General features: G+C 42.3%; 16 protein-coding genes. 5 read left to right on the top strand and 11 right to left on the bottom strand.

Going from position 1 to position 26,314, the window contains the following annotated elements; genetic code table 11:
* Window positions 1-67: 67 nt before the first annotated feature.
* From PQO01_RS20055 to PQO01_RS20025, 7 genes are all read right to left on the bottom strand, one after another.
* Window positions 68-2,665 carry a DUF1592 domain-containing protein gene (locus tag PQO01_RS20055; RefSeq protein ID WP_274316011.1) on the bottom strand — a complete coding sequence of 866 codons (2,598 nt, stop codon included), beginning with the start codon at window positions 2,663-2,665 and terminating at the stop codon, window positions 68-70.
* Window positions 2,662-3,936 carry a DUF1552 domain-containing protein gene (locus PQO01_RS20050; RefSeq protein WP_274316010.1) on the bottom strand — a complete coding sequence of 425 codons (1,275 nt, stop codon included), beginning with the start codon at window positions 3,934-3,936 and terminating at the stop codon, window positions 2,662-2,664. The genes PQO01_RS20055 and PQO01_RS20050 overlap by 4 nt, the downstream gene beginning before the upstream one ends.
* Window positions 3,929-4,267, bottom strand: a complete 339-nt coding sequence (locus PQO01_RS20045) for a glycoside hydrolase family 3 N-terminal domain-containing protein (RefSeq protein ID WP_274316009.1) — start codon at window positions 4,265-4,267, stop codon at window positions 3,929-3,931. Before PQO01_RS20045 ends, PQO01_RS20050 begins: the two co-directional genes overlap by 8 nt.
* A 339-nt stretch (window positions 4,268-4,606) precedes the next feature.
* Entirely contained in the window at window positions 4,607-5,539 is a 933-nt protein-coding gene (locus PQO01_RS20040; RefSeq protein ID WP_274316008.1) for an alpha/beta hydrolase, read from the bottom strand.
* A 30-nt stretch (window positions 5,540-5,569) separates the two neighbouring features.
* Window positions 5,570-5,755 (bottom strand): hypothetical protein, encoded by a 186-nt coding sequence (locus PQO01_RS20035; RefSeq protein ID WP_274316007.1) that lies wholly within the window; start codon window positions 5,753-5,755, stop codon window positions 5,570-5,572.
* 64 nt (window positions 5,756-5,819) lie between these two features.
* Entirely contained in the window at window positions 5,820-6,662 is an 843-nt protein-coding gene (locus PQO01_RS20030; protein WP_274316006.1) for a sugar phosphate isomerase/epimerase family protein, read from the bottom strand.
* 20 nt (window positions 6,663-6,682) lie between these two features.
* Entirely contained in the window at window positions 6,683-7,846 is a 1,164-nt protein-coding gene (locus PQO01_RS20025; RefSeq protein WP_274316005.1) for a Gfo/Idh/MocA family protein, read from the bottom strand.
* Window positions 7,847-8,116: 270 nt separating this feature from the next.
* Here PQO01_RS20025 and PQO01_RS20020 point away from each other — a divergent pair, with 270 nt between their 5' ends.
* The gene (locus tag PQO01_RS20020; RefSeq protein WP_274316004.1) at window positions 8,117-9,196 is read left to right on the top strand and encodes an IS110 family RNA-guided transposase; all 1,080 of its coding nucleotides are present in this window, start codon (window positions 8,117-8,119) and stop codon (window positions 9,194-9,196) included.
* 345 nt (window positions 9,197-9,541) lie between these two features.
* Here PQO01_RS20020 and PQO01_RS20015 read toward each other — a convergent pair whose 3' ends face one another.
* Window positions 9,542-13,408 (bottom strand): PVC-type heme-binding CxxCH protein, encoded by a 3,867-nt coding sequence (locus tag PQO01_RS20015; protein ID WP_274316003.1) that lies wholly within the window; start codon window positions 13,406-13,408, stop codon window positions 9,542-9,544.
* A 313-nt stretch (window positions 13,409-13,721) separates the two neighbouring features.
* Here PQO01_RS20015 and PQO01_RS20010 point away from each other — a divergent pair, with 313 nt between their 5' ends.
* Both PQO01_RS20010 and PQO01_RS20005 read left to right on the top strand, forming a co-directional pair.
* Entirely contained in the window at window positions 13,722-14,456 is a 735-nt protein-coding gene (locus PQO01_RS20010; RefSeq protein WP_274316002.1) for a helix-turn-helix domain-containing protein, read from the top strand.
* Between the two features lie 580 nt (window positions 14,457-15,036).
* Window positions 15,037-15,567 (top strand): hypothetical protein, encoded by a 531-nt coding sequence (locus PQO01_RS20005; protein WP_274316001.1) that lies wholly within the window; start codon window positions 15,037-15,039, stop codon window positions 15,565-15,567.
* A 116-nt stretch (window positions 15,568-15,683) separates the two neighbouring features.
* Here the strand turns inward: PQO01_RS20005 and PQO01_RS20000 are convergent, their stop codons facing one another.
* A complete protein-coding gene (locus PQO01_RS20000; protein WP_274316000.1) occupies window positions 15,684-19,622 on the bottom strand; it encodes a PVC-type heme-binding CxxCH protein in 3,939 nt (1,312 codons plus the stop codon).
* Between the two features lie 443 nt (window positions 19,623-20,065).
* On the opposite strand from PQO01_RS20000, the gene PQO01_RS19995 reads away from it, so the two are divergent.
* Window positions 20,066-22,450 carry a PSD1 and planctomycete cytochrome C domain-containing protein gene (locus PQO01_RS19995; protein WP_274315999.1) on the top strand — a complete coding sequence of 795 codons (2,385 nt, stop codon included), beginning with the start codon at window positions 20,066-20,068 and terminating at the stop codon, window positions 22,448-22,450.
* A 3-nt stretch (window positions 22,451-22,453) separates the two neighbouring features.
* Window positions 22,454-23,866 carry a DUF1501 domain-containing protein gene (locus PQO01_RS19990; protein ID WP_274315998.1) on the top strand — a complete coding sequence of 471 codons (1,413 nt, stop codon included), beginning with the start codon at window positions 22,454-22,456 and terminating at the stop codon, window positions 23,864-23,866.
* Between the two features lie 186 nt (window positions 23,867-24,052).
* Here PQO01_RS19990 and PQO01_RS19985 read toward each other — a convergent pair whose 3' ends face one another.
* Entirely contained in the window at window positions 24,053-25,387 is a 1,335-nt protein-coding gene (locus PQO01_RS19985; RefSeq protein WP_274315997.1) for an NPCBM/NEW2 domain-containing protein, read from the bottom strand.
* Window positions 25,380-25,922: an RNA polymerase sigma factor gene (locus PQO01_RS19980; protein ID WP_274315996.1), complete on the bottom strand. Its 543-nt coding sequence runs from the start codon at window positions 25,920-25,922 to the stop codon at window positions 25,380-25,382. The genes PQO01_RS19985 and PQO01_RS19980 overlap by 8 nt, the downstream gene beginning before the upstream one ends.
* Window positions 25,923-26,314 lie beyond the last annotated feature (392 nt).

Genomic DNA, 26,314 nt, shown 5'->3' with positions numbered 1-26,314 from the left:
AGTTCTGGAGAAGACCCCAAAATATCGAGTGAATTCACCTACTTTTTCACGGTAGGTGGAAGGTTCTTTATTTTATTCGGAAGGTTTTTGAACAGGCAATATCTGAGATAATTGAGGCTAGTTTATAGTCATTTGCTTTGGCGCGGCTGACTAGAATTTTGACTAGCTTTTCATCCGCAACACCAATTCTTTTACCGAGGGCATAACTTACTAAGTCTTCGATAAGAGCTTCAGAAAACTGGTGCTTGTAACCCATCAATTGTTTTTTGAATTCCTCAAGACCTTTGTACTTATTGCCATTTGGCATATGGCCCGAGGTTTCAACAGCAAGTGAACCTTTAGCTCTTATATCACGAACACTCAGTTTTTTTAGCGGTTCAACGGTCCTCCATTTACTAATAGCAGAGAAGTTCTCAAGTCCCCAACCAAGTGGGTCAATTTTTCTGTGACATGATGCACACTGTGCTTTAGATGTATGCAGTGCAATGAGTTCTTTCGCAGTTTCCCGACCAACTAAATCGGCATCAATCATATCTATATTTTCAGGTGGTGGTGGAGTCGGTTTTCCAATAATTTTACTGAGCACAAAAGCTCCTCTTAAAATGGGCTTTGTATGTACCCCATCACTTCCAATAAGATGAAATGCACCTTGACCGACAAGTCCACCACGAGGCGAATTTCTAGGAAGTTTCACTTTTGAAAAACCAACTTTTCCTGGTGCTGATAGTCCATAATAATTTGCTAAAACATTGTCGACCACGACAAATTCTGAATCGATAAAATTTGACAAGCTATAATTTGTCCGCATGATGGTATCAAAAAAGTGAATAGGTTCTTTTGCCATACTCGCTTTGACAGCCTTTTTAAAAACAGGACTGAACTTACGTGGTACTGGGACATCGCGCTGAGCAATTTCATTAACATCCAACCATTGTTCCACAAAACCCGTTGAAAACTTAAAAGATCGTTTATCGAGTATCAAGCGCCTAACTTCAGACCTCAAAACTTTAGGATCCTTCAACTTATTGCTGTGGGCCAACTTTAATAGCCTTTCGTCAGGAGGTGAACTCCAAAGAAAATATGCTAGCCTGATAGCCAGTTCTTCCTGACTAATATAGCCAAGTTTGTTATCAGTGTTCTCTTCAGCAATATAGATAAAGCTGGGGGATGCCAGAATAATAGACAGAGGCTCCTCAATGGCTTTCTCCATTGATTCTCCTTCGTCTCTTCTCTCTTGATAAATAGCCATTAATGACTTGAGGTATTTATCCGTCGGAGGAGAACTTCTAAAGGCCTTTTTGGCAAAGGATGTTATGATTTTTCTGATATATGTCGTTTCACTAAGATTTCCCTGTCTCGTTGGAAAAATCTTTTTATGCGAAGCTGGCGGCCATTCTTTATAATGCGGTCCTGAGACTTCAATTCTCGAAATTGAGATAAATGGAAAATTGTTCATACCATTATTTTTTTTCATGTCGGGAGTCATCTCAATGGGGTTCTGGAATAGAGATTTTATGTGAAAAATAGAATCAGTTTTTAAACCTATATCGTTATTCATGTCGATGTAATACTCTAAAACAATTTCTTGGGGTTTTTTAGATTTTGCCTTAAGCTCGACAAAGTCGTATTTTTCTACGGTTGAGAAACTCTTTTTCCTTGCATTTCCGGTACCAATAGCGATGAAAGCTTTATCAGAAGGATCCATATTCCCATATCCGCAAGTGATAGAGAATTTATACATCCCAGTAGATAGCTGACTTCCTTTGTCCACCATGCCATTAAGAGACATAAGCAGTCTTTCAATCATACCATTACCTTTCTGGTTATTCTTAGTAAAAAATGCCCACGGTGATATAATAACATTATGCATTAAACCTTCCGGTACTTTGACAGTTTTAGCATTGGTGTTGGCACCAGATTTCTTCTTAACGTTTTGGTCCTTCATCGACAAAGCATCCTTAAGAGGAATCTTAAATTTTTTTAAAAATGCTTTTAAGTTACTCTGGTAATTTTGGAGTGTTTTACTAGCGACACCATTTTTAAACTTCAAGGGGACTAGATCAAGTCCAGCGACGGGGTGGAATACGATCCGTCTGACTTCAGGCTTATTCTCAAAGTGAATAGCATCCCTGATAGCTTTTTTTGCTAATGACTGATATTGAAAAAAGTGGTAACTCGACATAAACAAATTTGAGCCATCAGTGTCAAAACTCGCACCTTTGGGATCTTGTGGTAAAGAATCTTCAGGGATTTTAACACCTGTCAAATCAAATACAGAGTTAGAGTAATCACGTTTGTTAAGGCGGCGCATCAGCGTTCCCTTCCCTTTGCCATATAGATTTTTCTTGGATTTTTCAAGGCTATCCATCAAAAAATCAAGAACACTAGAAAACTCCTCAACCTCCGGATGTTTTGCATTTTCCGGAGGCATATTACCCTGATTTAGTTCATCGAGCACACTTTGCCAGTGTTCAACATTTGCTAAATCCTTAAGAGTAAAGGGAAGGTTATCCAGCCTTAAGTTTGACTTTTGTTTCGAAGGCCCATGACATTTAATACAATAAGAATTAATAAAAGGCTTTAATGTATTAGAATACGACATTTCTGCTGCACTTGAGGCTCCAGGAATCAATACAGCTAAAAAGAAGCTAAAAAGTTTTATCATACCAGCAGCTCTTTGATCACGCCGTTACTGTCACTGAATGAATCAGTTTTAACACCGACAGTTTGTAGAGTTGTTAAGAATAGATTACTCATTCGATTACTACCATTCTCTAGTTCTATATAACCCTGATGCTTGATTTTTCCGCCACCATTACCTGTTAAGATACAAGGTAAATCCCTCACACTGTGAGCTATTCTGGTACCAGAAGAATAAGTAACTAAACAGTTATCAAAAAGGCTTGATCCATCCGATTCCTTGTAGGACTTTAAATTATCAATAAACCTAGACAAAAGTTCAGCATTTTTTGTATTAATTTTAATTGAATCCGCTACTAGTGCCATATTATTCTTTGAGTGATGACTGATTGCATGTGATGAACCTTCAACTCCCATTTCTTTAAGCATCGAGTAGATTGGAATTAGGTATGAGAAACACCTCGATGAGTCGGCGATCATTCCGGCCATTATCAGATCGTACATTGCCTTAATGTTCTTTTCACCTCTAAGTCCATTTACTGGTTTTTTTAGATCAGTCTTAGGCTTGGCAATTTTCAACCATTCTCCTTCCTTTTCAAAATCTTTCTCTATTTTGCGTACCATTTCGAAATATTCGTCGAGCTTGACACTATCAGCCCGACTTATTTTTTTCTTAAGGTTTTTACTATCTAGATAAACAGTGTCGAGAACACTTCGTTTTTTTCGTAGTAGTGCTTTTCGCTCTGCCAGTGAAACAGAACCGTCTCCAAACATCTGATTATATAATTGAATCGGATCATTCATACCTTGTATTGGCCTTGCACTTTCATCCCATGACAGAGAAAGACACGGTCCCGTTCCATTACCTCTTTTCCCGAGAACAATGGAATCAAAGCGGGTGTGTGCACCAAGGTGCTTCGCAGCTAGTTGGTCAGATGAGATACTATTGTGAAATGATCGCCCTGTTGTTCTTTTTAAGTTTGCACATGTATATAGATTTGTACAAGTGTTGTGTCCACCGGCAGTGAATGGGTTAGAAATGTTGGAGAAGTAGGTGAAATCTTTTTTATGTTTTTCCATGGACGCGAGACATTCTGGTACTTTGTAATCAAAACCAGAGCCAGTTTCAGGGAACCATTTACCGTAGCCGGTAACCCCATATGCCCAACCGAGATTAATCATGCGCACCGGTGGTTTTGATGACTTTTTTGTCGATGCTGAAGCTTCAAAAAGCGGTAAGGTTAACAAGGCCCCTACGCCTTGGAGAAATCTTCTTCTATCTAGTGTATTACCCATTATCTTCCACCTGTTTAACGCTCATCTTAAGATTTAGTCCGGCATTCGCTGAGGAATCGGCCTTGTGATGGCAGGCCCAATCTGTCAAAAAAAAATCGATCCATCCCCATTCACCTCGAAAAATCTGTTGAAGGAGTAAAGGGTTTTCCGAATTATGAACGCCATTAATATTATTATAAGCAGCCATTATTGTGGCAGGATGTGCCTCTTTAACAATCATTTCAAAGGCCGGCAGGTATACCTCACGTAAAGTACGTTCGCTCATGATTGCATTAGTTTTATGCCGATTCCACTCCTGACTATTTGCCGTATAATGCTTGGGACTTGACATAATTCCTACACTCCAACAGTTAAATTGCTTATTGAATTCATAATTAGATAACCTTTATACCAGACGAAATTCCGGTTTGGGTCACTTCTTTCAAAAAAAAACTATTTTTCTAAGAGCTTGATGTGGGCAGGAAATGTTGCTCGTTCGTCAGCAGAGGACTGTTCCGAATCGGGGAGATTAGAGCGGGGAGATTAGGGACATCATATTATGTGAAAGACCCGTACCCGAAAGTCCTAAGGAAGTCCTAAGGGACGGGTGATTTGAAAGTCCCTAAGGGACGGGTGATTTGAAAGTCCTCTCTTATATACAACTGGGGGAGTTTGTCGCGAAATCCCCTGTTTATTTTAGATTTTGCAGTTCTTGTTCGCTGAGTTTAAAATGCTTATTATGGAAAGCGTAGGTATCCAAAGCGTTTTTCTCGGTTCCCCAGTTATGTCCGCCTTCGTGAAGATCAAATTCATGATCGATCTTCAAGGACTTTAGAAAAGTACTGAATTCTTGCGCGCCCTGAAGGCCTTTATCTTTTTTGCCAAAGACGATTCGAATTCCGAGTTTCTCACTTATGATTTCTCGATTTTTTTCAACAATAGCATAGCCAATATTTTCTTTCCAAAACTCAGGGTCATCACCCAGCATTCGATGCTTAGGTGCAAAGTATCGAATTTTACGAGTTTGATTTTGGTCGCTCGGATCAAAGTCAACTCTTAGGAGGCCGCTACCAGCAAAGTTGGTAAATGAACTGAATATATGTGGATGAAGCAAAGCTAACTTTGTAGAACCACTGCCGCCCATAGAAAAGCCTTGAATTGCTCGTGCCCTGGATTCCGCTATAGTTCTAAAATTCTTATCAACATGAGGAATGAGTTCTTTGATGATCATCGTTTTGACCATATAGCTTCCATCGAATGAATCGAGATAAACTGAGCCCTTGCCACCATTGGGCATAACTAAAATAGTCGGAGGGATGAGTTTCTTTTTCATCGCTAGTTCCAAACTACGAATACGAGTCAAGCCACTGCTTTCATTACCTCCGCCACCATGCAAGACATATATTACTGGATAACGAGAATTGGAGTTTTTCTGATAGTGCTCAGGTAGATAAACATTGAAGCCGATCTCAGCCTTATTAGCCTGGGAGTAAAAAGTGTGGTGTTGTGCTCCTTTAAAGCTTTTTTCACTTTTATTAACCCAGTTAAACTCAACTGATTCGCGAGCGGTTTGAGCAACTAATACTGAAGACATTAGTAATAAGATGTAAGTTAAGCGACGCATAGTTAAGTCCTATTGATGAAGATTAAATAATTACTTACTCTTTCTCTTTTGTGAGCTGAGGGCTTTTTCTTGATGACGTTTGATTTCTTCTTCTAGCCCTTCTTTGCCAATGAGATTTCGTTTACCGTCCTTGCGATGAATCCAATAATCTTGGGCATCCACTTCTTCAAAATAATCATTCAGACTTTTCTTTAAATCAGCTACTAACTCAGGCATTTGGTCAATTAAATTATAATGAAACGGCCAATAGGTATAATTTATGTAGGTTTTCAGTCATGTTTTAATACCTCACTTTTTCACATTTAGGCCATTGATTTTTGATTAGCTTTATTCCCGCTTCGTAAACTTCTTTCTCAGTGTCAAATAAGGGACGCCAGAGATGTAGGGCCAAAACTATGCCTGGGTCATTTTGTGTAAAAGCTTCGATCACAACCCAAGCATCGTAGTTCATATCCTTTAGTGCTTGAGTCGTTTCATGCCAATTGACTTGACCTTGACCAGGAATGCCACGATTGCTTTCGGAATATTGTACGTGCTTGATATGTTTGCCCGCTGTGCGAATAGCCTCTGCTATATTGTACTCCTCAAGGTGCGCGTGGTGCGTATCGTAGTGAATGCCTAGATTATCGGCACCAATCGCTTCGACCAATTGGTCTGTTTGAGTCAGTGAATTGCAGAGATGAGACTCAAAGCGGTTGAGGTATTCTATGGTGAGAAGAAGACTTTTTGATTTTGCGTATTTCGCAATTTCAGTTAAACCTTCGATCGCCCATTGAATTTCTTCCTGAGTCGGTGCTTTGCCACTTAGAACGCCAGGTGCCGAATGAAATGGACCACAAAGCGTATCGCTACTGAGAATAGCAGAACAATCAACTGCCCACTTGAGGTGATCGAGTCCAGCTTTCCTGATGTCGGGGTCAGGGGAAATGAGGTTGCGATCCTCTAGGCACGCAGTGGAAGTAGTGCATTCCAAACCGCAGTCATCCAAGGCATTTTTGATTTTTTTATAATGCTCAAAATCACCTTCAAATAGGGGGATCTCGACACCGTCATAGCCTGCATTTTTTAAATCGACAAAGATGTCAAAGTGGACCTCCTCCACAAAGGGGGCCCAGAGCATCATGTTTATGCCCGCTTTGATCATTATTTAGCTAGAGCTAATTCAGCTTCTGGGGCATAAGCAGAGGCTTTTGGGCCATTGGCTAGAGTCCATTCGGGAAGCATGATTTTTTTGCCCTCATTGAGAGCAGATTCATGAGCGAGAATACCCGAGCAAGTGATGTTCGCACCCTGTCTGGCGTTGGGGTAAGCTTCGCGATTGTTGACAATGGCATCTAAGAGTTCGTGTACGAGGTGGGGATGAGATCCACCATGACCGCCACCTTGAGAAAATGAGAGGTGAGTATTTTCATCGTCGTACACACCTTTAGTCGTGAAGTGTGCTATAGATTCAGGCAGGCGATGAGCGTAGTCGGGAACTTCCACGCGCTCGGGACTCTCACCGGTGTGAATGATATGGCCATCATCTTCGATAAGGCTCCATTCAAAAGATTTTTTCGAGCAATGAACATCAAAGCTTTCGCGGTATTGACGAGCAACGTCAAAGAGTGAGCGAGTGACCTCGGCATAAAGATCGGAGTCTTTAAATTTGATGTGAGCGGATTCAATACAGAAGGGTGAGCCATACTGAGCATGCATGGATTTATCGATGGTGCCCGAGCCAATGCACTGAACGGATTCAGCTTCATTTCCACCAATGGCCAGCGTTGGAGATATGGCATGAGTCGCGTTGTACATGGGAGGAAGACCTTCCCAATAACCAGGCCAGCCCGCCATGTCCTGTTGGTGCGAAGAGCGCAAAAATTGTAGTTTACCCATCTCTCCCTTATCGAAAAGTTCTTTGACGTAGAGGTACTCGCGACTGTAGACCACGGTCTCCATCATCATATAGGTTTTTCCCGACTTTTCTTGAGCTTCGACAATGCGTCGGCAATCTTCAACTGACATCGCCATAGGGATGGTACATGCGGCGTGTTTGCCGGCTTCCAAAGCTGCTACCGTTTGATCGGCATGCATGAAAGGCGGAGTGTTGATATGAACGATATCAATTTTAGGATCTTTGAGTAATTCTTCGTAATCGGTGTAGCGTGTTGCGATATTGTAAGCATCGCCAATTTGCTTTAAACTCTCTTCATTACGTTGGCAAATTGCATACATATTAGCGTTTTCATGAGCTTGATAAATTGGGATGAATTCTGCACCGAAACTGAGACCGACAATAGCAACATTAAGTTTTTGAGATGACATATTACTTTCCTTAGTTTATTTATTATGAATAATGCATACAAGTTAGGATGCCTTGCTCAATAAGGATTGGTTTTAATTGGCAAAAAATAGGCCAAAAGCGTCGTATCTTTTTGTGAATGGAACCCTAAAGGCTTGGTATGAATTTCATTCTTTAGCTTTTGGGAGGAAATGCCAAGATAGTATGAGAAGGCAGCCCTCGGCAAAGTCCACTTGCTAGCAGACCTTGCCTGACATTAATTAAGTTACGACCAAAATTAACGGAGAACTGCCATGTCTAAAACTACTATCACTGTACCTGAAATAACAATTGGAATGGATCTTGGAAATCAAAAACACGATATTTGTGTTTTAAATTCTGAAGGTAAAATCGTCGAACAAGCAAAAATTGAAAATAATCTGGAATCGTTAAGTGTATATTTTTCGAATTATGAACGCCCTCATAAAATCCGAGTAGCTCTAGAAGTAGGAAGTAGCTCTTTATGGATATCGAGTAAACTCAAAAGTATGGGCTTCAATGTAATTGTAGCAAATGCTCGTAAGCTCCGAATGATATGGGACAGCACGAATAAGTGCGATGAAAAAGACGCTGAAAAGATAGCACGGGTAGCCCGAATGGATCCATCACTTTTGTACGGCATTCAACACCGAAGTATGGACTCCCAGCAAATGCTTACAGTGTTGCGTGCTCGTGAGCATTTTGTGAAGATGCGAACCCAAACGATGAATTCATTAAGGGGTATACTAAAGAGTTTAGGAGTTAGTGATCTCCCTAAGTGCGAAGCTAATCGTTTCAGTGAAAAGATGTATGAATATGTAAGTGATGATTTATTGCCAACTTTAGGTGAGATGCTATACGAATGTCAAGAACTGACTGATCGAATAGAGAGGTTGGATGATCGAATTGAACTGATTAGTGAAGAGTCTTGTCCCGAGGCTCAGCACCTGCGGCAGATTCCTGGAGTGGGACCAGTTACTGCCTTGGCATTTGTTTTAACTATTGATGATCCAAGCCGTTTTAATAAGAGTCGTGATATAGGTGCTTTTTTAGGCCTAACTCCAAAGCGGGACCAATCGGGAGAAAAAGATAAACAACTAAGAATAACAAAGCATGGAGATAGGTACTTGAGATCATTACTGGTTATTTGTGCTCAACATATTTTTAGCGATAGATCCCCGGATTCTGATTTGAAGAGGTACGGACATCGAATTGCCTCACGAGGTGGTGGCGCGGGGAGAAAAAAAGCAAAAGTAGCCATAGCTAGGAAGCTAGCTGTTTTAATGCATCGACTTTGGGTCAGTGGCGATAATTATGAACCACTCCACAAACAGGCTTTAAAAAAAGCATCATGATTATCCACCAATCCAGCCAACCTCCCCAATATTTCTTATAATCACAATTAAGGAAGAAATTTAAAAAGAAAAGAGTTTATCAAATGTCTTATGCGATGACTGCGGAGCACCAGCAGAATGATAGGTTTGCCAGACCTTGTTGAAAGTTCGTTGCCAAGATTGCAGCATCAAATAGGATACAATCATGCATCGGACTAGGCAGTCCATAAAAGAATGCGAATGGAAGCAAGACAATTTGATGGCATTTGAAAACTGGTTTTCTCAATTCTCAGAAAAATATAACTTTAATGCAAACCGTAACTTGCAAATGCCTTCTCATGGAAGCAGGTGCTTGGCGTACCCAGTTTATTTCTTTTCTTTGACCTGCAGTGTGCTGATGTAGGCGGCGACGTCCTTCATAGCTTGCTCATCTTTGAGTAACTTGGCCGAAGCCTGCATCATTTTTCCTTCTTTGTCACCGTTACCGCTGCCACGAAGTTCATGTTTGAAATTGTGAAGTTGCTTAACGGTATAATAATCTGGGAGTCCGGCAATCGCGGGAGCTTTTAGAGCTTTGAGTCCATCGCCATCGGGCTGATGACAGGCAAAGCAACTATTGTAAAGTGTTTTGCCTTTTACTGGATCGCCGTCAAGAGTGATTTTAGGCTGTTTAAACGTTTTCGTGCGAATATAAGCCGCTAGGTCTGCCATTTGCTGGGTAGAGTAATCCTGCATCAAGATATTCATGGCGTAGCCATCAGGGTCACTGACATCGCCGCCGCGAATTCCCTGCTTGAATTTCTGCATCTGGCTTTGTAGGTACCAGTCAGATAATTGTGACAAAGAAGGTGCGCGTTCGGCAGCATGACCGGAGAAGTCTTCACCGTGACAAACAATACAGGCTTTTGCCAATATCTTTCCTTTTTCGGCATCGCCTTCAACGATGGCAGCTTCGAAGCCCGTTAGACTATTAGCGAGTTCATTGAGGCCGATATCGATGCTGTTATTGGAAGAGAAAATTGCCAGGGGCATTTTGCTTGCAGGTGCAGCGTCGTCGGCAAGTGCTTTGAGCTCTTTGATTTGTTCATCACTAAAAGTCATGCCTTTAACATTCTCGAGTCCTTTAATGAAGAGTTCTGTTGGTTTCTCTCTGCGAGTGTTAATCAACTTGACGATTTTAATGACTTCATCAGCACTTTTTTCAACGGCCTGGGCAGTGAGTAAACTTTCAATAGCGGTTACTTTTTTGACAACTTTTTCAGAGGATAATTGAATGAGCTCAGGATTGGTATACCAAACGGTACCAGTGGCATCTGTCCAGCCACCGAATAGGCCAAAGAGTAGAGCTCCTGAAGTCGCTTTTACTCGGAAATTAACCTGGATTTTGGTCCATTCATCTTTGTTGCCCTGTAGCATTTCGCTTGTGGCTTCCACCACATCACGACCTGCTGCACGTAAATAGACGCCACGTTCATTTGACTTGAAGTCTTTCATTTTTACCCACATGGAATAGAGATATTGGCCTGGTTCCAGTCGCGGAATTTGCAGAATTTCGGCTCCACCACCAGTTTTAGATTCAACGCGCACAGAGTATTTTCCTTCTCGAGTAACATTGGTGTCGATGTTCATGCTTACTGCGGTTTTGTTACGGTGGGCTTTAAGGATCCACCTATCGATTTTGTCCTTGCGTTTATCTTTAAAGCTTGGGTTTTTAATGAGATTTTCGATTTTCGTCTCTACTTTTTCAAGGACGCCTTCTTTGCTGCGATCACGCAGAGGTAGATCGGTAATGAATTGGTCAACGAGGGAAGCCCCATGACGAACAAAAGCAAGATTGAAAGGAGGAGCTAGAGGCTTCTTGCCGTTAACTTTTGCTTTGACTTCTTTGTAGAGAACTTGGCCTGTCTCAGATGAGGGTGGCATTATGCTCAGAGTAAGCAGTATGTGACGGAGTGTATTGGCATCGCGCTCATTGAGCATAGCCGTGAGTAGCTTTGTACTTTCTTCTGTTGGTGGAAGAACGCGGACAGCATTTTTACGTACAGCAGCAGAGCGATGTTGTAGGGCTTCTTGAGCTACCTTGAGAGCTTCGGAATTTGAGCCGTCTAATTGGCCTAGGCCGTGGAGTGACCAGAGCGCGTGGATCACTGCCGGATTGGAATCGAGGTCAACTATCTCTTTGGATTTCGCCATTTCAATGAGCAGAGGAATGGCGTCCATACGCTTTTGCTGAACAATCTTCTGTTGAGCCATCATGCGCCAGAAGAGGTTCTGGTTGTTGAAGGTGTCTACGAGTGTGGCGGTGTTTGCTTTGCTTAAATCAAGAACCTTATTGGGCTTGCCGTCTTTGTGAGTGATTCGGTAAATTCGGCCGTGAGTTTTGTCGCGAAGTGGGTTTTGCATTTCGCCACCGTGAAGCATGATGAGGTTATGCCAGTCAAGCATATAGAGCTGACCATCCGGGCCGGTTATGCCTTTGATCGGAGCGGTGTATTCATCGAAACTGGCGACAAGACTTTCACCATTACGAGCGTGGTAACTGCCCTGATTATCGGGTTCGAGGAAATATTGGCCAAGAAGTTTACCTGTAGGACCACCGATAAAACCGGCTTTATTCCAGTATTTTTCCGGGAAAGAACGAGCTGTGTAAATATCAAAGTTAGAGCCGGCAGTATAACCACCGAATTGATCACCCTGGCGCGTTATGGTAAGGGGGTAAAAAGTCCAGTGATCAAAAATGGGGTTGGCGGGTGATTTCTTAAGGCCCACGGCATCGAAATACGGGTAGGGAGCGTAGATATGTTTAGCTGGGCCCTTGTTTGCGGAAGACGCAAAAATCTCGAAATCTTCGCTAAAGCCAAGTCCCCAGCTGTTATCACCGAGATTACTAATGGGTGTAAAGTTACTGCCATCTACATCCATGCGCCAGATTCCAGCGGAAAAACGATTGCCGCCATTCTCATCTACATGACCTCCACCACCGATACAGCCATAGATGTAATTATCGAAGCTGTATTTAAGGTTGTTTGGACCACCATGAAGATCACCAAGCCCCCAGCCAGTATTAATTTGTTTAATCACATCGGCTTTGTCGTCGCCGTCGGTATCTTTAAGGAAATACATGTGAGGTGCCTGGGCGAGGATGATGCCACCATTAACCCAGCATATTCCTGTATGTAGTTTAAAGCCTTCGGCAAAAGTCGTGAATTTATCCATGACGCCATCGCCATCTGTATCTTCACAGATTCTAATGCGATCTTTACCTTTTCCTTGTGGTATAGTCGGGTACTCAACTGTTTCAGCAACAAACATGCGGCCGCGATCATCCCAGGTGATGTCGATGGGATTCACGATGTCGGGTTCGTGGGCAATGAGCTGAGCTTCGAAACCATCTTCCAACACGAGACAATTGGCTGATTCCTGGGGACTGATTTGTTCCTGAATCATTTGAGGGTCTTTGCGGCCTTCGTGATTATGGAGGTCATTGTTGAGGTCGTCGATATAAGTCAGGATGGGAATGTCTTTGTTAGGCGACACAGTTTTGTTGGAAGTCCAGATAGTCGCAGCGGTAATCATTTTTTGGAAAAAACGATTGTCCCATACAATATTGTTGTGACCGTGGGCGGTGTAAAAAACTCGACCTTTTCCTTGATTTCTGATCCATGTCCAGGGCTCGGTTCGGCCTTTGTCGTCGCGAGTTTGGAGGTCAGTTCGGTCGTCATTTAAATTTTTGTGTACGTAAGTTTCGTCCCAGGTGAGGAACTCTGGGATGCCACCGAGGGCAGGGTGATCTTCCATGCCTTTGACATGATTGGCGGTGAACCATCCGCTACCGTGACCTTTGAATTCCCCCCCAATGAGAGAAACAAAAGACGGGTCACCGTCGAAAGCTCCGCAAGTATTGTGGACACCTACAAAACCACCACCTTTTTCAACGAAATCTATAAGGGCTTTGACGCGCTCAGGTTTATCATTTGGGGCACTTAAATAGAGAATCGCTACGTCGTATTTTGCTAGAGTCTCGGGATTGAGGTCATCCTTATCGGAAGTGTAAGTCAGTTCTATGTTATTGCTTAGAAAATGAGGAATCAATTTATGATGATTGATGCGGCCATTGTGACCAGAGTCAGTTGTCGGTCCCCCACCGCTAATGAAAATGGCTTTGATTACCTTGGCTTCGAGAGTGCTGGCTAAACTGATGCTGATGATGAGTAGGTGAACTAAGAGCTTCATGCTAAAATTATTCCCTTGTATAATGACTGGTTAAACTATAGGTGTTTTTTAAGGTATATAAAATGTCTAAAAAGGACATGGTTTTATCTGCAAGCGTCAGGTTTTGCCCCTTGCTAAGAATACTTTAAATAGATACTAATTATAGGGCTCGTTTTTTGTAAAAACTTGGATGAAACACTCTAATTTTTAGGATAATAGCGTTTAGTGTTGATCTTGAATGTTCCTGTGATCATAGTAGTCTTAAGGCGAAGCTCACTAGCTTTTGTATGGTGTCTGGGCACGTTAAGAATGAATATTTTTGGTGAAAATTACAATGAAACACATAAGTCTATTAGATGATTGTCTGATGTCGAAAGAATTCCTCCATGTCTTTGATGATATAAAAGGGGTGCTATTTTTTCTTAAAAATCGTCAATGTGAATTACTGTGGGCGAACCCTCGACTTGCACAGCATTGTGGCTTTTCGAGTGTGGAAGAATTGCTAAAAGCTCAAGATGACTTCAATATTCATTCTGTAGAGTTGGCCGAGCAGTATCGTGAAGATGACTTACAAGTCATGGAATCAGGTGAAGTTAAAGAAGGCATTGTTGAATTATTTCCCAATTACCTCGGTGACCTAAGTTGGTTTGTGACCAAGAAAATTCCTTTATTTAATAAGGCAGGTGAAGTTCTGGGGCTCTATGGTATCATGCAGACCTATGAAAATTCCGGTAAATTAGGGCGCCCATTAGGGGAAATCGCCAAAGCTTTGGAATACATAAAAGCGCATTATACTGAAAAAATTTCTAACAAATTACTCGCTAGAGAATGTGGCCTTTCAGTTCGCCCATTTGAAAAACGCTTTAAGCAAATTTTTAAGAGCACACCACATCAGTACATCATCAAACTACGGATCTTAAAGGCTTGTGATCTGCTCTTGTCTAAGAATAAGACCATTATCGAAGTGGCCACAGATCTAGGTTTTTATGATCAAAGTGCCTTCAACCTACACTTTAAAAAACAAGTGGGCACCACACCACTAAAATATATCAAAAAACATAGTTCTTAAAATTAGCTCAGATAAAAAACTTAGTTCCTTGGCGACTTGGCGAGAGCTAGTTTAATTTTAAAAGTCACTAATGAGATGAATGATCCCGAGGGTATTCTAAAAGCCTAGGGCTATGAGGGAAGGAAAAATGGATTCCGTAAATTAATATTTCTCGCAAAGGCGCGAAGTCGCCAAGTGAGTGATTAAAATATAAGGGGATTTTTCTATTGACTAATAGCCTATCGCGAAAGCTCAGTTGGGAACCCCTAATTACATGGGGTCTTTGAACCCTAAAATATCCATCCACAGAGTCACAAGATTAGCTCAGATAAAAAACTTAGTTCCTTGGCGACTTGGCGAGAGCTAGTTTAATTTTAATGACCTCTCAATTTAATGGTATTGCGAAACTATAATTTATGTAGAGCATGAAAAAAAGTATAGTAATGAATTAGTGGAAGTAGTCTAAGCTTTCTGTTATCTAGTCCTCGACTTTTGCATGATTGAGGAAAATAAATTAAAAACATAGTTCTTAAGTCCTTGCCTCCACTGGCTTATTTCAAAAAAGTGGTATTTTACGGGCATTAAATTTTTAAGGACAAATATGAATCTGGAACAATATATATCTTGGCTCAAAGTAGAGGCGACTAAAGCGGATCGTCCTTACTGGATTGACCTAGCTTATCAGTCACTAGAAAAAGGCTGGTATAGAGAGATTTTAGGGCGTAATAACGACGAAATTTACTTGGTTCGTTTTTGGGTTAATGAACCTCAGCCAGGGACGAAGGGATCGCATTCATCGAGAAATAGTCTCCTGCTGCATCACTTCCTCAAGCCGGATGATGATAAACATTTACACAATCACCCCTGGGCGGGTCGCTCGACAATTTTAAGCGGTGGTTATGTTGAAGAAACTCAAGCCGGTCTCAAGACCGTTAAGCCGTTTGATTCCAATATGATCACGGCCGATACTTATCACTGCGTGAAATCAATTGAGCCAGATACTTGGTCACTCGTTCATACCGGAGACAAAGAAGGCGAATGGGGCTTCCTCGTTGATGGTGAGCACATTCATTACATGGATTATCTCGACGACGTAGATCAAGTGAGAACTGAGGCCAATCATTTAGGTTAGACAAGACTTAAGTCATATTTTTGACGAAATAATCAAACTGGTGAAAGCCAAAAAAGGCTGTACCCCGAAGAGTACAGCCCATAGATTTTAAACTTTATTTAAAAGTAAGTGGAGTATTACTTTTTCAGAGTGCTCAGGTATTCCGTGAGGTCGGCAATTTCCTGGGCATTGAGGTTGAGATTTTTCACTGAAGGCATGATGGATGTTTTCATCATTTCCTTCTTGGCGATATCTTTTTTCGCCAAGTTGCTACGGTTGCCAGCTAAATCGCGAATCACCAGTGGATCAGAGTCAGAATCAATGAAGTAACCCTTGTATTCCTTGCCCGCTTTTGTGGTGATATTTGCCGTTTCATAACCGAAGGAAATAGCACTTGATGGATTGATCAGAGAATCAAGAAGATAGTCCTTGCCGAATTTCCCACCGATATCTGAAAGGTTGGGACCGACTTCCATACCGCGCTTACCTACTTTGTGGCAGCTAAAGCAAATAGCTTTACCATGGAAAATGGCTTCACCTTTTTTAGCATCACCCTTGAGTTTGAGTAGTTCTTTAATGGAAGGTAACTTGCCATTGCTCTTAGTAAGGTGCTTAGAGAGATCCAGTGTCTTTTTCTTAGTTTCCTTAGCTTTGAGTTGAGCCGTTAAGTTATAATCTTTCCAAGTTGAACGGTTTTTATTATTGATCCACCAAGTTGCGAGCTCTTTGCTGTCGCTGGGGCCTTGATTGGCCACTTCGAGCATGAGTTGAGCGGCTTCCTTAGTGTCCGTAAAGGCAATGGCGACCAAGTTTTCTTTGCGTTCGTCAAAACTGAGTTCAGTTGCAAAGGCTCTTTTGCGGAAATCGCTAAGAGCAGCGGGTTGATGCAAACGCCAAGCAATTTTAGCAAAAGCAGGCGACCAGGAAAGGGCGCTTCCAGGGAGAAGGTTGGTGTGAAAATAATCATACATATCTTTTTCTTTTTTAGCGCAACCCGTTCCTAAAGCTTCTAGGTACCACGAATCCTTACCGTCAAAACCACGAGCAATCTCCAAGAGGATTTTATGAGTCTTTTCAAAGCTATGATTACGCATAGCTAGAGCCACTTCACGACGAACAGCCATGGAGGAATCACTTGCGAGTTCCGCAGAAATTTCCCAGAACTTGTGATTTTGACGGCGAAGGGCACGGTAAGCAACAATGCGAGTTTGAGCATCATCATGCTTGAGTAAAGTTTCTACAGCATTGAGACCTGAACCACCAATTTGTGAGAGAAGCCAAACAGCGCGAGCACGGAAATACTTGTTCTCCTCATTGAGCATTGCTTTCAGGGCAGGAAGGGATTTACTGCCTTCTTCTTTGAGTTTGATGAAACCCATGGAACGAACGTTGATATTAGGGCTCTTGAGAGCCGCAATCGCACCTTCGATAGTAGAGACATCAATTTTAGGATTGACGGGTTTAAAGCCTTTGGGAGCAATTCTATAGATTGTACCGCTACCAGAAGCGTCACGCATGGCGTGTCCACCCACACCTGGGTCAAACCAGTCAGCGACATAGATGGCGCCATCGGAGCCAACAGCGACATCAGAGGGACGGAACCAGTCACTTATACCACCCGTTTTAGAATTGAAGAAGTTAAAACGCGTAAGATCAAAACCTGCTCCGCTTGCTTTTGGGAAATAGCCGTAGATGACTCGCTTAACGGATTCGGCTGAGAGTAGCATGCCTTCATATTTCTTGCCTAAAGCCCCATTTTCATAGTAAGTGATTCCCGTTGGAGCACCACCACCATAGACATCTCCTGCTGGTGCCGTGCCAGGGTCTTCTTGGCGCCATTCAGCGGTGGGTACATCCTGTCCAGGACGTTGATCTAATTTCCATTTGCGAGTGCCATCAGCAGAGGAGAAACCCATGTTAGCATACTCCATGAGCCAGGTTGTACGGCAAGCGGGGGGATCATCATTGTCGTTTTGGAAGACATCGCCAAAACTACTGACAGTTTGTTCATAGCTATTGCGGAAGTTGTGACCGATAACCGAGAGACCAGTACCATCAGGTTTGATGCGTGCAGCAAAACCACCAACATAAACAAAACCATCGTCACTTACTTTCCCTTGCTTATTACTGGTGTTGTGAGGCGAACCGCCTGTATATGAGCTGCCAGCACGAACAGTGAAACCATCTTTATCCGTAACTTCGGAGTAGCCTGCGTTACCTTGGTTGAAGTAGTATTCGCCGTCGGGACCAAATGTGACTGAGTGTAAGCTATGATCGTGATCCAAGCCGCTAAATCCTGTTAAAAAATGCTCTTTTTTATCAACTTTGGGATCAAATTTGGCATCGCCATTGATATCAGTATAAATAATGAGTGAAGGAGGCTGAGCCACAATGACTTTATTGCCAATGACGGAAACGCCGAGAGGAGCAACGAGTTCCTTGTCCTGAACAAAAACATGGCTTTTGTCTGCTTTACCATCATTATTACTATCCTCAAGAACCATGATGCGGTCACCTTCGGGATGCTTTATAGTGATGTTCGGTTTACGGAAGTTACGGTAGTTCACACCTTCGGCGACCCAAATGCGACCCTTATCATCAATGTCCATATTAGTTGGGTTGTAGAACATGGGGCTCGTTGCCCATTTAGTAACTTCTAGATCTTCATAGACATCGAACATGTCAAGAGGGACAGTCGTTTCTTTGGGAGCAGGAGCAATTGATTTTGGATCAATGAAAGAAGGAGTGATGCCAAAACTTAGAGTTGCTTGATTCTTTGAGCCAGTGCAAGGCTGGCCAGTAGCTTTAAAAGTATGGTAACCTGCGGGAATTTTATATTCAATTGAACTGGCAGCGTGAGTACCGATAACATTATCAACTTTTTTGCCATTTATGAGGTAGTCTTTACCCTCAGCGGTTTTACCAATTTGGGGACTTTTCCATCCAGCTTTAGCCTTAGTCCATTTAAGCTTACTGAGGGGAAGTTCACCCTTAGGGCCTACGAGACGAGGATTGATCCATATGGCGTGATCAAAATTAATGTTGTCGCCACCATCGCCGTTAAAGAGAGCAAAAGTCTTACGTCCCTTGAGGTCGACAGAGATCTCTACAGATTGATCTTTTTTTAGAGTCTTACTGTGGTAGAGGAAGGGTGATTTTTTATTTTGAGCTTTAGCGGCTTTTTTGGGTGCCGTTTTTTTCTTTTTGATGACACCGCGGTCAGCTTTTGTCATGTGATTCAGTTCTGTATCTGAAGGAGTCGCAGAGGGGACGCCACCCTTAGGGACCTCAACTTTAGCGAGCCAAACAATAGCATTGAGAATGAGTTTACGGTATTCATCATTTTGCCAGTTTTCGTGATTGTGGCCACCTGTAAAACCGAAGCCACGGCCACCGTCTTTGCGTTCAACAGCCCAAAGTAGTGTCTCGGCGCGACCTTCGGCATCAACTATGTGTTTGTAGGGACCGCGGGGGTGAGAGCTCTTGCCTGAGCGAGCCACCTTATCTGGCACACCCTTGAGGATATCGGTGTGAAAGGGCTCATCAGCCCAGCGCATGTTAAAGTACCATTCATCATTGACCGAAAAATCTTTGACGCTTTTGGAGATAGGGTGAGTTTTATGAAGAATGGAATCACATGTCCAATGAGGATTTGTTGACCAGCGTGTTTCATAGTGGCCGCCAATCCACTTCTTAAAGTTTTCGCCCTGTTCGCCTTTTGGGACGTCACAGGCAAAGTGCATCATTGCCAAGCCAACGCCCTTGTCCATGAGCTTGCCAATAAAGGCTTGCTTATCCTTAATTGGGTGACGACCGAGGCCATCGGAGTAAATCACTATCGCGTCTGCATCATTAAAAACCTTTTCATCTGCAGGCCAATTTTTTTCGACGAGTATGGTTTCAATTTTATCGCCCATAGCGGCATCGAGTTTATTTTTTAAGATGGTGCAGCCCGCGAGGAATTCGTGATCTCCGGGGCCGTGACTATCTTGTCCGGCAATGAGAATAACTTTGGCCTTGTCGGCGGCGAGTGAACATGCGGCCAAGCAAGTAAAGGCGATAAGTTTTTTTAACATGAAAAGCTCCTAATAATTTCGTTAACTACTTAGTTAATACGCAATAAGTATACAATCTTGCGTCATCATAATTAAATTTTTTTGTATGAGTTGGTGCTAGGGACAGGAGGTTTTAGTTCCTTTTTCTCTAATTTTATGACTAAAGAATAATCTTTAGCTAGTTTTTAGCCATAATTATTTCATTCACAGAGAGTTTATTTATTGACTTAGCATGATTTTGAGATCGGGGGGTATTAAATTCAATAATGAGTTTTTTTTATAAAAAGTTCATTTTTTTCTGTGGAGGGCGCAAGATAGGGTTTGTGACTGCGACTATTAATGTAGATACATTTCAATCAATCAATCAATCAATGAATTTTATTTTGGTTTTTAGTCAAAATTATAAATATTGGGGCAATTAATTTCATTAAACATGATTTAATTATCAATTTACAAGGAGAATAATGAAACGATTAATACTAAGCAGCTTTTTTATCATTAGCTCACTGCAGGCAAAAGAGATTAACTTTAATAAGGATATACGACCCATTTTATCCGATCGCTGTTTTCACTGCCATGGTCCTGATAAACATGATCGTAAGAAAAAACTACGTCTCGATATTGCTGAAGGCGATGATGGCGCGTATCGCGAACGCCGTGGCAAGTTCGGTATTGTTCCAGGCGACCTTGAGAAGAGTACTGTTTGGGAACGCATCATTACTGATGACGAAGACGACATCATGCCACCCATTGATTCACACAAAAAGCCTTTGACGGACAAAGAAAAAGAACTCATAAAAACATGGATCGAGCAAGGTGCAAAATACGAAAAGTACTGGGCTTTTGAACTGCCTAAGGAAAAAGAAGCTGAGAAATCAAAAACTGATTGGGGAAATTCGCCAATAGACAAGCACGTCCTTGCTAGCTTAGAGGATAATAAGCTTCAACCTTCAAAGCAGGCAGAGAAAAGAACTCTCATCCGCCGTTTAAGCTTTGATCTCACTGGCTTACCGCCTTCCCCAGAGCAAATCAAAGCTTTTGAAAATGATACGAGTGAACATGCCTACGAGAAATTAGTGGATGACTTAATAGCTCGACCTAGTTATGGCGAGCACATGACCCGTTACTGGCTCGACCTCGTTAGAGCTGCTGATACTAATGGGATGCACAAAGATTTTTACAGAAACATCTATTCTTATCGCGATTGGATTATTAGAGCTTTCAACACCAACCTTCCCTATAGTGATTTCCTCAAGTATCAGCTGGCGGGCGATCTCTATGAAAAACCTACAGATGACCAACTTATTGCCTCAGGCTTTAATCGTCTTCATTTAATTATTGACAGAGGAACAGCTCTTCCAGAGGAGAGTTACACCAAAAATGTGATTGATCGTGTGACGGCAGTGAGTACGGCATTTATGGGTTTGACTATGCAGTGCGCCCGATGTCACGATCATAAATTTGATCCCATCACACAAAAAGATTTTTATGCGATGTTCGCATTCTTTAATAACCTCGATGGCAATCCAGAGACAATTGCTGGTCCCGTTAATGGCTTACAAGAGCCCTTTATTATTTTGGGAACTGATGACGAGAAGCAAAAGTTAGCTGACTTGAAGAAGGCGTATTACAAAGTAAAACCGGAAATTGATAAACTTCATCGTGCCGTGAGACGTGAAAAAGATGAGGTGAAGAAAAAAGAAATGCAGAGCAAGCTAACTGACTTAAGAAAAGTACAACAGCAATATAATTCTTATTTACATTCCTTAAACGCAGCCATGGTGATGAAAGAGCGCAAAGAAATACGTCCATCTTACATGCTCAATCGCGGTGAGTACGATCAAAAAGGAGAAGTAGTTGAGCGCGATATCCCTGAATTCTTTGGCTCAATTAAAAAAGACCAAGGCACAACAACAAGAATGGACCTGGCGAATTGGTTCTTAGCCAAGGATAATCCTTTAACGGCTCGCGTTGCGGTCAATCGTTTCTGGCAGCAGATTTTTGGTGTGGGTTTAGTGAAAACTTCCGAGGATTTTGGCGCTCAGGGTGAACCACCAAGCCATTTGGAATTACTGGATTACCTGACAATTCAGTTCATTGAATCCAACTGGGACATAAAAAAGTTGATGAAGATGATCGTCATGTCAGAAACTTATAGGCAGTCCTCTTTAGCCACCAAGGATCAATACAAAAATGATCCTGAAAACCGCTTGTTGGCTAGGGGCGCTCGCTATCGCTTAGATGCCGAAGTGATACGCGATAATATCCTAGTGAGTAGTGGTTTGCTAAAGCCGCAAATGTATGGGAAAAGTGTAAAACCGCCTCAGCCAGATGGTCTATGGGCAGCAGTTAGTATGCGTAATGAGCGCTTCAAGCCCGATAGCGGTGATGCCATTTATCGCCGTTCCGTTTATACCTACTGGAGAAGAGGTATGCCACCGCCGCAAATGACAATTATGAATGCCCCTAGTCGCGAGTATTGCGTAGCCCGCAGAGAGCGCACAAATACACCCCTGCAGGCGTTGCTCTTGCTCAATGAACCAGAATACTTAAAGGCAGCCTCACATTTGGCGATGAAGCTCATGAAGGATAGTCAAAAGAGCGATGAGGAAAAAGTAAAAGAAGCCTATGAACGCGTGACCTGTAAGCTTGCCGATCAGGAGGAAGTGGATTCATTGAAAGACCTTCTCAATGATATGAGAATGGGTTACAAAGGAGATCAGGATCTGAGTAATCAAATGGCTCAAAACCTCAAATTTCCTCAAGACCAAAATCATGTTGAACTGGCCTCTTGGACCATGTTGATCAACACACTTTATAACTTAGATATCACCAAAAATAGGGAGTAAGACATGTCAGAATTTAATTTATCACGCCGCTCCTTTTTTGGATCCATGGGCATGGGTGCTCTTGGTGCCATGCTACCACAGAATTTAGTCGCCGCAGGAGGAGCTAAAGGCCTTCACCATAAACCCAAAGCCAAACGCGTTATCATGCTTTTTATGGCTGGTGGTCAGAGTCAGTTGGATTTGTTTGACTATAAACCCAATTTGCATAAACTGGCGGGGCAAGAATTACCTCCATCAGTGATCGGCAATCAGCGCTTTACGGCCATGACAAAAAATGCCAAGAAGGTCGTAGCCCCTTCCAAGTATAATTTTAAACGTTACGGCTCTAACGGTATTTTCATGAGTGAACGCCTATCGCATCTCGGTGGTGTGATGGATGACCTCTGCCTCGTTAAGTCACTCTATACAGAGTCCATTAACCACGACCCTGGGAAAACAATGTTTTGTACGGGTACAGAACTTCCTGGCAATCCTAGTATGGGTTCATGGCTCAGTTATGGTTTGGGGACAATGAATAAGGATTTACCAGATTTCATCGTCTTGCCTTCCGCTTATTGGAGTGGAAAAACAAATGTACAAGCTTTGTATTCACGTCTATGGGGCAGTGGTTGTCTCCCTTCCAAACATCAAGGAACATCTTTTCAGAGTAAAGGTGATCCCGTTCTCTTCCTCTCTAATCCCCATGGAGTGAGTTCTTCCATCAGAAGACGCATGCTTAACACAGTTGGGAAGCTCAATAAGAAGCACTTTAATGAGCTCCACGACCCTGAAATCCAAACGACAATAGCACAGCAGGAAATGGCCTATCGCATGCAGACATCGGTACCTGATTTGACGGATATCAGCAAGGAATCCAAAGCCACTTTGGATCTCTATGGTCCAGAGGTGATGAATCAAGGTTCTTATGCCCGTAACTGTTTGCTGGCGCGTAGAATGGCGGAGCGTGATGTTCGCTTCATCCAACTCTTTCACCGTGGATGGGATCATCATAGTAACCTGCCCACACATATGGATGGTCAATGCCGCGATGTCGATCAGCCGACTGCGGGACTCATCAAAGATTTAAAACAACGAGGACTTCTGGAAGATACTTTAGTTGTGATGGTAGGTGAATTTGGACGAACTTGTTATGGTCAGGGCAATATTACGAAAGACAAATATGGTCGTGATCACCATCCTCGCTGCTTCTCTACTTTACTCGCAGGCGGTGGTATACAAGGCGGTATTGAATATGGTCAAACAGATGATTTTTCTTACAATATCGTCGATAAACCCGTGCACGTTCGCGATCTTCATGCAACCATGCTTTGGCAACTTGGCTTAGATCACAATCAACTGACTTTCCCATTTCAGGGCTTAGACGTTAAGTTGACTGGGGTGAATCCAGCGGAAGTGGTTCAAGGCATTTTGTCTTAGGGCTGTAAGTCCGGCACATATTCAATACTTTGTGTCGGTACTTTGCACCTTAGATACATTTTTCATTCAAAGCTGTGGCTGCACCATAGGCTATTTCCTATCGGTGCTCTGCACATAAGAGAGTTTTTTACACAGCCTCTTCAAAATAGAACTTTATTTGTCACGCCGATTCTTTATCTTAAAAAATCAACGTTTGCGAATAAGAAGGCGCTTAAGCTTTTTCTCTGGAATCGAGGTGTAGACTTCGAATTGTACTGATTCATGATGACTTGGATTATTGCGTTGATTGGCACTATCTAAAATAACGCCATCGGCAGTAAAGGTGTTGTAACCTGGAGGGATATCCCAAGCGACCACAGATGTGGCGTGAGCCGCAATGCCAATGGGGTGATCCATGCCGTTGACACGTAAGGGGCCACCATAAATACCACTATTCACTTCGACTTCAGCATAGCCGGCTTTGGCAACTTTCATGGGGAGCTCAGTTAAGCTTATTTCACCAGCAGGTCCAATAATTTTTGGATCAATCCAGGCGGAGTGATCATGCAGCTTGTGATTGCCACCATTGCTAACTACAAGGTAAAGTGAACGCGCTCCGTGGAGTTCGACTTCTATGGAAACTTTCTTCTCGGGTGTAAAATAGGTGACAATGGGACTTTGATATAGAGGCTTAGTACTTTTACTCAATTCAAGAGATTCATCTGGGCTAGCAGAGGCATAGTGATCGGCTTCAACCATCACGGAATTGTCGCTCTTCACCTTATTGTAGCGCACGGCACCCTCACTAACGTCTAAGAGAGATGATACATTGGAGGATGAGAGTGTGAATTGCGTGCCAATGACTTCACATTCCGAGTGTTCGGTAGTGATGATCATATCTTTGCCGGGTGCTTGTTTTGCGATGTCTGCATCTAGAACACCAGAGAAGAGCTCGACGCGTTTCTGACCTTTGATATCCGTTAGGCGGACAAAGGACTGACTGGAGAATTTAAGCGTTGAGCCATCGAGGTATTTCATGCCCAAAGAGCTTTCATTTTGAACGTAGATTTGGTCTTTACTGAAGAGCGGGTCGCCTTTGCGGATATTGACTTTTTCTTTTCCGCGCAATACAAAGCTATCGAAGCCAACTTTTTCCACGTGCCCAATAAGTACAGCTGGTGTTGTCGCTGATTGAATAGGAGAGAGGATGAAAAAGAGGAGAGGGATTAGGATGATTTGTGCGGCGATCGCAAGTTTAAACCACTTTGGGAACTTGAGGGTTTTTGATTCAGGGATTTGCGCCATGATTTGATCTTCCATACTGGAAGTATCCGTGTCCAAGTGATTGAGTACTTCTTCCTCTAAAGTGTCAAAATTTGGGTGCTGAGAAGTGAAAATGAGCCCCTTGATTTCCATGGCGAGATTGAGTTCATGGACGAGTTCGGGCGTTTCGCGAAGTTCTTCGAGAAAACTGATGAGTTCCTGTTCAGAGAGCTCACCATCCAGGTATTTTTCAATGGTGAGTTTTTGTTGATTATTCATGACGTAATTCTGTGCTTAGACAGTCTTTGATATTTTTTCTAATTCTAAAGAGTTTTGAACTGATGGCATTTTCAGTACTATTGAGTCGTTCAGCCAAGCTGATTACAGTTTCGTTTGTGTAGTAACGGGATTTAATAATATCTAAAGCCTCTTCAGGAAGTTTGGCAATGCAAGTTTGGATGTGTTCGAGTTTGCGTTCGCGATCCGGGTCTTCATCGCAGACTTCGGCAACGAGATTTTGAATTTCTTCTTCAAAGGCAAATTTGAGGTTTTTCTTGGAGTAAGTTTTTCTCAAATGAGAATTGAGTTTGTTTCTTGCGATGGTAAAAAACCAGCTGCGAAAATCGTATTTGGAGTCGAATTTATCTAGGGATTGAAAGACGGCAATAAAAATTTCTTGAGAAAGGTCTTCAACGAGGTGAAAGTCACTTAGACGCCCTGCTAAATAAGAGCGCAAGGAAGGAGCGAGTTGACGCACGAGTAGGCGGTATTTATCCGTATGGCCCTGGCGTATTTCATTAATGAGTTCGTTCATGTAAGCATCCCGTAATATTTATTACTTTATAAAAGATTTCGCGAAGGAATGCAAATCTTGCGGTCATCGCAAAAGTTTTTAATAAGAAATTTTAGTGCCTTTCATGCTTTATGTGAGTACAAAGAGTCCATATGGCGAAAATAATCGACTCATATCATGAATTAATTTTACTGGCTTTTAGGAGAAAACTTAATTGCTAGAGTCCGGAGAAGAGAAAGTAGTTTGGGGAATTTTAGACTATTTTTCTTAGAGCTGTTAAGAGGGCCCTTCGCCGACTTAGAAAATAGATATAAATGTTTACAAGATAAGTGCTCATAAAGATGACATTCTTTCACGAGGACGATTTTTTGATAATTTTCTAACTAATTTTTGCCAATAGGATTGACAATACA

The organism is Lentisphaera marina (assembly GCF_028745505.1).
Taxonomy (GTDB): Bacteria; Verrucomicrobiota; Lentisphaeria; order Lentisphaerales; family Lentisphaeraceae; genus Lentisphaera; species Lentisphaera marina.
This window is presented reverse-complemented; position numbering and strand designations above follow the sequence as displayed.